The organism is Sandarakinorhabdus limnophila DSM 17366 (genome assembly GCF_945882885.1).
Lineage (GTDB): Bacteria > Pseudomonadota > Alphaproteobacteria > Sphingomonadales > Sphingomonadaceae > Sandarakinorhabdus > Sandarakinorhabdus limnophila_A.
Genome location: NZ_CAMCWT010000079.1, coordinates 1 through 7,390 on the forward strand (window position 1 = coordinate 1; position 7,390 = coordinate 7,390).

At 67.4% G+C, this 7,390-nt stretch carries 6 protein-coding genes and 1 pseudogene; 4 read left to right on the forward strand and 3 right to left on the reverse strand.

Going from position 1 to position 7,390, the window contains the following annotated elements:
- From Q7O19_RS12380 to Q7O19_RS12395, 4 genes are all read left to right on the forward strand, one after another.
- On the forward strand, positions 1 to 1,302 hold a 1,302-nt coding region (locus tag Q7O19_RS12380; RefSeq protein ID WP_303810813.1), incomplete at its 5' end, for an L-serine ammonia-lyase.
- 3 nt (positions 1,303 to 1,305) lie between these two features.
- The gene (locus Q7O19_RS12385; protein ID WP_303810814.1) at positions 1,306 to 2,091 is read left to right on the forward strand and encodes an enoyl-CoA hydratase/isomerase family protein; all 786 of its coding nucleotides are present in this window, start codon (positions 1,306 to 1,308) and stop codon (positions 2,089 to 2,091) included.
- 63 nt (positions 2,092 to 2,154) lie between these two features.
- Positions 2,155 to 2,478 (forward strand): hypothetical protein, encoded by a 324-nt coding sequence (locus tag Q7O19_RS12390; protein ID WP_303810815.1) that lies wholly within the window; start codon positions 2,155 to 2,157, stop codon positions 2,476 to 2,478.
- A 30-nt stretch (positions 2,479 to 2,508) separates the two neighbouring features.
- Positions 2,509 to 4,572, forward strand: a complete 2,064-nt coding sequence (locus tag Q7O19_RS12395) for an alpha-galactosidase (RefSeq protein ID WP_303810816.1) — start codon at positions 2,509 to 2,511, stop codon at positions 4,570 to 4,572.
- 4 nt (positions 4,573 to 4,576) lie between these two features.
- Here the strand turns inward: Q7O19_RS12395 and Q7O19_RS12400 are convergent, their stop codons facing one another.
- The 3 genes and pseudogenes from Q7O19_RS12400 to Q7O19_RS12410 all read right to left on the reverse strand — a co-directional run.
- The gene (locus Q7O19_RS12400; protein ID WP_303810817.1) at positions 4,577 to 5,785 is read right to left on the reverse strand and encodes an acyl-CoA dehydrogenase family protein; all 1,209 of its coding nucleotides are present in this window, start codon (positions 5,783 to 5,785) and stop codon (positions 4,577 to 4,579) included.
- A 69-nt stretch (positions 5,786 to 5,854) separates the two neighbouring features.
- Entirely contained in the window at positions 5,855 to 7,162 is a 1,308-nt protein-coding gene (locus tag Q7O19_RS12405; protein ID WP_303810818.1) for an alkaline phosphatase family protein, read from the reverse strand.
- A gap of 39 nt (positions 7,163 to 7,201) precedes the next feature.
- Positions 7,202 to 7,390: pseudogene (locus Q7O19_RS12410) on the reverse strand (glycosyltransferase family 2 protein); the annotation flags it as partial.

Here is a 7,390-nt window from a genome sequence, read left to right on the forward strand (position 1 = left end):
TCCAGTTCGCACACGGTGGGGCCGATGCGCATTGCGCTGCGCTATGGCCAACGGCTGGCGCGGCGGCGCTGGCCGGAGGGTGCGCGGGTGGTGGTGACGCTGCAAGGCAGCCTCGCCTTCACCGGCCATGGCCACGGAACGTTACGGGCGGTGGCGCTGGGGCTGCTGGGCCATGCGCCCGAAACATTCGACGCGGTGCAGGCCGAATGCCATCTCGCCGCGCTGGAGCGGACGCGGGAGCTGAGTGGCCTCGCCTTTGATCCTGCCACCGATATCCGCCTCGATTACGACACGCGCGATCTGCTCCACCCCAACGCCATGCGCCTCGCCGTACTGGCCGGCGATGCAGTGCTGGCCGAAGAGGAGTGGTTCTCCACCGGCGGCGGCTTCATCGCCAGCCGGCGCCAGCTGGAACAGGCCGCCCCCGCCGATCGGGTGGCCACAGGCCGCGATGTGCCGCACCCCTTTGCCAGCGCCGCTGAACTGCTGGCCATTGCCGAAGCGACGGGCCACAGCCTGGAAACGATTGTGCTGGCGAATGAAGACGCCATCCGCCTGCGCGGCGAAACGCTGGCGGGCCTTGATCATGTTGCCGCCGTGATGCTGGCATGCATCGAACGCGGCCTGCACACGCAAGGCATCTTGCCCGGCGGCCTGAAAGTGGAGCGGCGCGCGCCGTCGCTGTGGCAGCAGTTGCAGCAGGGCCGCAGCGCCAACGAACCGGAGCGGCTGTTTGATTGGCTCAACGTCTATGCCATGGCGGTGAACGAGGAAAATGCCGCCGGCGGCCAGGTGGTGACTGCGCCCACCAACGGCGCGGCCGGCATCTTGCCCGCCGTGATGAAGCATTATTGCGAAGGGGCGGAGCAGCGCCGGCGCTTCCTCGCCACTGCCGGCGCCATTGGCCTGCTCTACAAGCAGCGCGCGTCGATCTCCGGGGCGGAAATGGGCTGCCAGGGCGAAGTGGGTGTCGCCTGCTCGATGGCGGCGGCGGGGCTGGCCGCCGTTTGGAATGCCTCGCCCACCCAGGTCGCCAATGCGGCCGAGATCGGCATGGAGCATAATCTGGGCCTGACCTGTGATCCGGTTGGCGGGCTGGTGCAAATCCCTTGTATCGAGCGCAACGCCATCGGCGCCGTGAAGGCCGCCAACGCTGCCCGGCTGGCGCTGCATCGGCCCGGCCTGAGCCGTGTCAGCCTTGATCAGGTGATCGAGACGATGCGCCAGACCGGCATCGACATGAGCTACAAATACAAGGAAACCAGCCAGGGTGGCCTGGCCGTCAATGTGGTGGAGTGCTGAACAATGAGCGTCACCCTGAGTGTGAGCGACACGATCGCCACCATCACCCTCAACCGTCCGGAAAAGCGCAATGCACTGAGCCAGGCGATGCTGGCCGAACTGGAGCGGATTGCCGACAGTCTGCGTGGGAGCGGCGATGTGCGTGCGGTGGTGCTGCGCGGGGAGGGGACGGATTTTTCGGTGGGCGCCGATATTGGCGAGATGGAAGGCCGGCTGGCGGCGCCCGCGCCATTGGCTGAAGCCCGCCGCGCTGCGCAGCTTGGCGCGCGGGTGATGCGGGCGGTGCAGGGCATTGATCAGCCAACTATTGTGGCGCTGAAAGGCGTGGCCACCGGCGGCGCCACCTGCATCGCCACGGCCTGCGATTTCCGGGTGGCGGCGACCGGCGCACGGCTGGGCTATGGCGAGGTGAAGATCGGCATCAACCTGATGTGGAACGCACTGGGGCCGCTGATCGAACTGGTCGGGCCGGCCCGCGCCAAGCGGCTGGTGATGACAGGTGCGCTATTTGATGTCGAAACCCTGGCCGGCTGGGGCCTGATCGATGAAATCGTGCCGGCCGGCGCCGAGGATGCGCGGGCGCTGGCCCTGGCTTCCGAATATGCCGCGCTGCCGCCGATGGCCGTGCAGATGATCAAGCGCAGCATCAACGCCGTTTCGGGCGCGCTCCATGCCGCCGTGCTGCACGCCGACGCCGATCAATGGCTGCTGGCGACGCAAGGCGCGGATTTTGCCGAGGCGTTGGCCGCCTTCCGCGAGAAACGCCCTGGACGATTCAGCGGAAACTGACGCTCAAGGTAATTGCCACGCCTCCCTCGCCGCCCGATGCTGGGCCATCACGGGGAGAACTTCATGCTCATCATCCGCCTGCTCTGCGTCGTCATCTTTGCCAGCCTCACCGTCTACACCGCGCCGGTGCTGCTGGCGGAGCCCAACCTGTTCCCCGCCTTCTTCGGCGCAATTTCTGGCGGCGGCTGGCAGGGGCAGTTCAACCTGGATTTCCTGTTCATGCTCACCCTGTCCGGCCTCTATATCGGCTGGCGGCACCGCGGCTCGCCTGCCGGGCTGGCGCTGGCCGTTGTTGCCTTTCTGGGCGGAGCGATGTTCCTGTCGGTCTATCTGTTCGTGCAGAGTTTCCGCTGCAACGGCGACGTGCGCAAACTGCTGGTGGGTTGACGGAATCGCCCGCGCCGCCAATCTGGCGCGGTGACGATATTCGCGCTCCACAGCTCCGAAGCCGGCCTTGTCCTTGAACGGGCCGGCGATGCGCTGCTGTGGCGGCACCTGGGTTTGCCGGTCGAGACCACCGGCCTGCCGCCACTCGCCCGCACGCGCGGCGCGGCGACCTTCAGCCTGGATGAAGACATGCCCTTTGCCACCGCGCCCGGCCTCGGCTGGTTCGGGCCGCTGGCGGTGTCGGTTGCGGGCCGGGTGCTGCGCTGGGCGGTGACGGACGTCGCGGCGGACGCGGACTCACTGCGTTTCACCCTCACCGATGCCGATACCGGCCTGCTGCTCGAACAATGTTTCCGCCTGGCGCCCGGCGGCGGCTTCGCGATCAGCGCGACAATGGGCAACAATGGCCCGGTGCCGATCGTGGTCGATCATCTGGCCAGTGCGCTGTTGCCGCTGCCGGCCGGGCTGGATCGCATTCTCAGTTGGCGCGGCCGCCATGCCGCCGAATTCGTCGAGTCCGTGGAGCCGCTGCCCGCCCACCAGTGGCGACGCGAGACACGGCGCGGCCTGCCTGGCCATGGCGGCCCGCCGGGCCTGTATCTGCTGGGTCAGGGAGCTGACTGGGATCAGGGCCTCGTGCTGGCGGCGCAACTGGCCTGGTCAGGCGATGCCGCGCTGGCGGTGGAGCGCGATGACGATGGTCGGCATGTCCTGTCGGCCGGCGCTGCCGATGGTTTCACCCTGCAACCGGGCGAGCGTTTCGAAGCCCCGCCACTACTTCTGGCGATCAGCGGGCAGGGCCGCAACGGCGCGATGCAGCAGATGCACGGGCTGGTGCGCGCACGGCTGGACTGGCCGGGCCAGGCGATGCGGCCACGGCCGGTGCATCTCAACAGCTGGGAAGCCTGCTATTTCCGGCACGACGAAGCCCGCATCCTTGGTCTCGCCCGTGCTGCCGCCGCCATCGGGGTGGAGCGCTTCATCCTTGATGATGGCTGGTTCCTCGGCCGCAACCATGACCACGCCGGGCTGGGCGACTGGACCGCCGATCCGGCGAAATATCCCGACGGGTTGAAGCCGCTGGCACAGGGCGTCAACGCGCTGGGGCTGGAGTTCGGCCTATGGGTCGAACCGGAAATGGTCAATCCCGACAGTGATTTGTACCGCACCCACCCCGATTGGGCGCTGCATGTGCCGAGCGCACCGCAGCCCACCGCGCGCAACCAGTTGGTGCTGAACCTGTCACTGCCGGCGGTGGAGGATTATCTCTTCGCCGCGCTCGACACACTGCTCAGCGACGTGCCGATCGCCTACCTGAAATGGGATCACAATCGCGAACTTGCCCCTGCCGGCGGGCTAGGCCAGGTGCAGGGCCTCTATCGCCTGCTCGCCCGGCTGCGGGCGGCGCATCCCCACGTGGAAATTGAAAGCTGTGCCGGCGGCGGCGGGCGCATCGATGTCGGCATTGCTGCCTTCACCCACCGCTTCTGGACCAGCGACAATCTTGATGCCGTTTCCCGCGCCACCATCCAGCGCGGGTTTCAGGCCTTCTTCCCGCCGGAACTGATGGGCGCGCATGTCGGCGCCAGTCCAGCCCATGCCACCGGCCGCCGCCAGTCGCTGGGCTTCCGCGCCGGCGTGGCGCTGCCCGGCCATTTCGGCGTGGAGATGGACCCGTCGAAGCTTCCCGAAACCGAACAGGCGGAACTGGCCGGCTGGATCGCCTTCCACAAGCAGTGGCGGCATCTGCTGCATGGGCAGACATTGGCGATGGGCGAGGGCGCAGACGGCCTTGTATGGCAGGCCAGCGGCGACGGCGCTGAGTGGGTGCTGTTTGTCACCCGTATCGCGCCGCCGCAGGATCGCCGGCCGCAGCCACTGACGCTGCCGTTCCTGGCTGGCGCTGCCCCAGTCCAGGTTCGGTTGCTGGCCCGTGCTGGCACGCTGCCGCACAAGGGTTTTGGCGAACCGGAAATGCTGGCCGCGCTCTCAGGCGATGGCGTCACTTTCCCGGCCAATTGGCTGGCTCACGCCGGCCTGCCGCTGCCGCCGCTGCTGGCGGAAATCGTGGCGGTCTTCCACCTGAAAGCCTGATTGTTCAGCCGTTCCGCCGCGCCAGATATTGCCAGAGGATGCCGCGCTGGATTTCGTTGGTGCCGGCATAGATGGAGCCGGCGCGGTCGTTGAGATATTTGGGGAAGGCTTTCGCCGCCCAGGCCGGGCCAACGCCCAATCCATCGGCCGGCGCCGTAAAGCCCGGTACCGGGCCGCCGGGCAGGGTGAGATGCGGCTGATAGGCTTCCACCCAGGGCAGGGCGGCTTCCACCTCCAGCTCGGTCAGGCGCTGGCTGAGTTCGGTGCCAAGGATTTTCAGCGCGCTGGCCATCGGGCCGGGGGCGGCGCCGTTGGACAGGCCGGCGTTGAACTGTAGTTCCAGCGCATCCAGCGCCTCGATTTCGGTTCGCAAGGCGGCGATCCGCCCCGGCATGGTCTGGCCGGTTTCGGCGAGGTGCACCACCAGAGTGTCCACACGCTTTACCAGTGATGGCGCATAGGCATGGCCGCCGCGCTCGAATTCCATCAGATATTTAGCCACCGTCCAGCCATCGTCGATGCGGCCGACCACATTGGCGACCGGCACGCGCACTTCGTCGAAGATCACTTCGTTTTGCACATGCTCGCCCGAAAGCGACACGATGGGCCGCACGCTCACGCCGGGCGTTTTCATATCGATCAGCAGGAAGCTGATGCCCAGCTGCGGCTTTTCCATCCGGGTGGTGCGCACCAGGCAGAAGATCCAGTCCGCATAATGGGCGTGCGTCGTCCAGATCTTGCGGCCGGTGCAGATGAAGTGATCGCCGTCGCGTTCGGCCTTCATCTGCAGCGAGGCGAGGTCTGAACCTGAATTGGGTTCCGAATAGCCCTGGCACCAGAATTCATCGCCGGCCAGCATGGGTGGCAGGAAGCGGCGCTTCTGTTCCTCGGTGCCATAATGCAGCAGCACCGGCCCGCACATGCCCAGACCCATGGGGGAGAGCGGCGGCGCGCCGGCTTCGGTGGTTTCGCGGGCGAAAATATAGCGTTTGGCCACGCTCCAGTCGCAGCCGCCGGCTTCCACTGGCCAGCTTGGCGCCACCCAGCCGCGCGCATGGAGCTTCTTCTGCCAGGCCAGCGCCACATCGGGCGGCGCATAGACGCTGGTCATGCCGGCGGCGGCCATCTTCAGCTCGGGTGTCAATTCGGCGGCGAGAAAGGCCCTCACCTCGTCGCGGAAAGCCAGATCGTCTGCGCCCCAGGCTAATTGCATCGCCGTTCTCCCTGGGCGCACTCTGGCCCGCAAGGCGGTGTAGCGAAACCGGCGCTTTGGGGAGGCGCGTCAGAAGGCGGCGGGCGTTTTCGCGTCCTTCAGCGTCACGCCCAGCCGGGCGGCCACGGCCGGCGCGATGGCGCGCATGTCGATCACGCCCAGATCGCGGCCAGCGCTGATGCCGGGGCCATTGGCGATCAGGCTGGCGCGCATCGCCGGCACATCGGGGAAATAGCCGTGCATGCCCCTGGTGGTAGTTGCTTCACCCTGTACGCCATCCAATTTGCCGCCCATCAGCCAGCCTGGCTGGCAATTCACCCAGAAGGCGGCATCGGCGCTGCCGCCTGCTGCCGCGATGGCAGCCGCATCCACGACGCGCTCAATGCCAGCGGCGGGATCGGCGGCAACCTCGGCCAGAACGGCGGCAACCCTAGCTTTCAGCGCGGCATCATCGGGCCGGGCCAGACGGATGGCGGCGCTGCCACCGGCGGTCCACGGGATGGCATCCCAGCTGGCGATGGCGCTCCTATCAGGAGTCAGGCGGATCAGCCCGGCCTTGATGAACGGCACGAACAAGTTGGTGGTGCGGGCCGTGGGCGCAAAACCGTGATCGGAAACGATCACCACCGTCGTCTGCGGGTTGATGGCGCGGGCCGCAGCCACCAGCTGGCCAACGGCCGCATCGATACGCACCAGCACGGCGCGCGCAGCTGGCGAATCCGGCCCGGCTTCGTGCTGTTCATGATCAAAACCGGTCAGGTAGACGGTGGCGAAATCCGGCTTGTGGCGGCGCAGCAGGGCAATGGCCTGGGCGGCGCGGCCTTCGTCGCCGGCGATGCTTTCGTCCTTGCCGGTGGGGTAGGGGCCGGCTTCGGCAAGCGGCAGGCCGGGCGTGGCCAGCGCGGCCATCATCTTGTCATCATCGGCCATGCCGGTGCGCCAGATCTGCGGCAGGTTGGCGGTGAGGCCGGCCACGCCAACACTCACTGGCCAATGCACATTCACCACGGTGCGGCCAGCGCGACTGGCAGCCTGCCACAGCGTATCGGCCTTGATGTCGCTGGCATACCAGTACCAGCCATCAGCATTCTGGCGCAGCGGATCGAAGGTGAGATTGTTGGCGATGCCATGCTGGCGCGGCGCCGTGCCGGTGATCAGTGTGGTGTGGCTGGGGTAGGTGACAGTGGGCAGCACGCCGGTCACCGCTGCGCTGGTGCCCCCCGCTGCCAGCCCGCGCAGGGCGGGCAGATCGAGGCCGTTGTCGCGGCGCTGCCATTCCTGCGGGCGCAGGCCATCGATGGCGATCATCAGCAGCGGCGGCGCCGCGGCGGCCGGCAGGGCAAACAGGGCGACGAGCAGGGCGAGGGCGTGTTTCATGGCAGTGTCCATGCCGCAGCGATGTTGCAGATGCGTGACCTATTCCCAGTCCCGCACGCGCAGGCCGGCTTCAAACATCCCGCGCGTCCGCAGCCGGGGCGCGAGGAAATCGTAGAAGAACCAGTCTTTCACCGCATAGGGCGTCAGCGCATAGGTGAGCCGCTCCACAAGGTTCCAGCGCACATGGCCCTTCACCTGCCGGCGCGGCGCCGGCCAGCAGACATGATC

Bases quoted from the DNA above. Each gene is read 5' to 3' on its own strand.
- Q7O19_RS12385 (WP_303810814.1), top strand. From the start codon at position 1,306: ATGAGCGTCACCCTGAGTGTGAGCGACACGATCGCCACCATCACCCTC.
- Q7O19_RS12400 (WP_303810817.1), bottom strand. From the start codon at position 5,785: ATGCAATTAGCCTGGGGCGCAGACGATCTGGCTTTCCGCGACGAGGTG.
- Q7O19_RS12405 (WP_303810818.1), bottom strand. From the start codon at position 7,162: ATGAAACACGCCCTCGCCCTGCTCGTCGCCCTGTTTGCCCTGCCGGCC.
- Q7O19_RS12390 (WP_303810815.1), top strand. From the start codon at position 2,155: ATGCTCATCATCCGCCTGCTCTGCGTCGTCATCTTTGCCAGCCTCACC.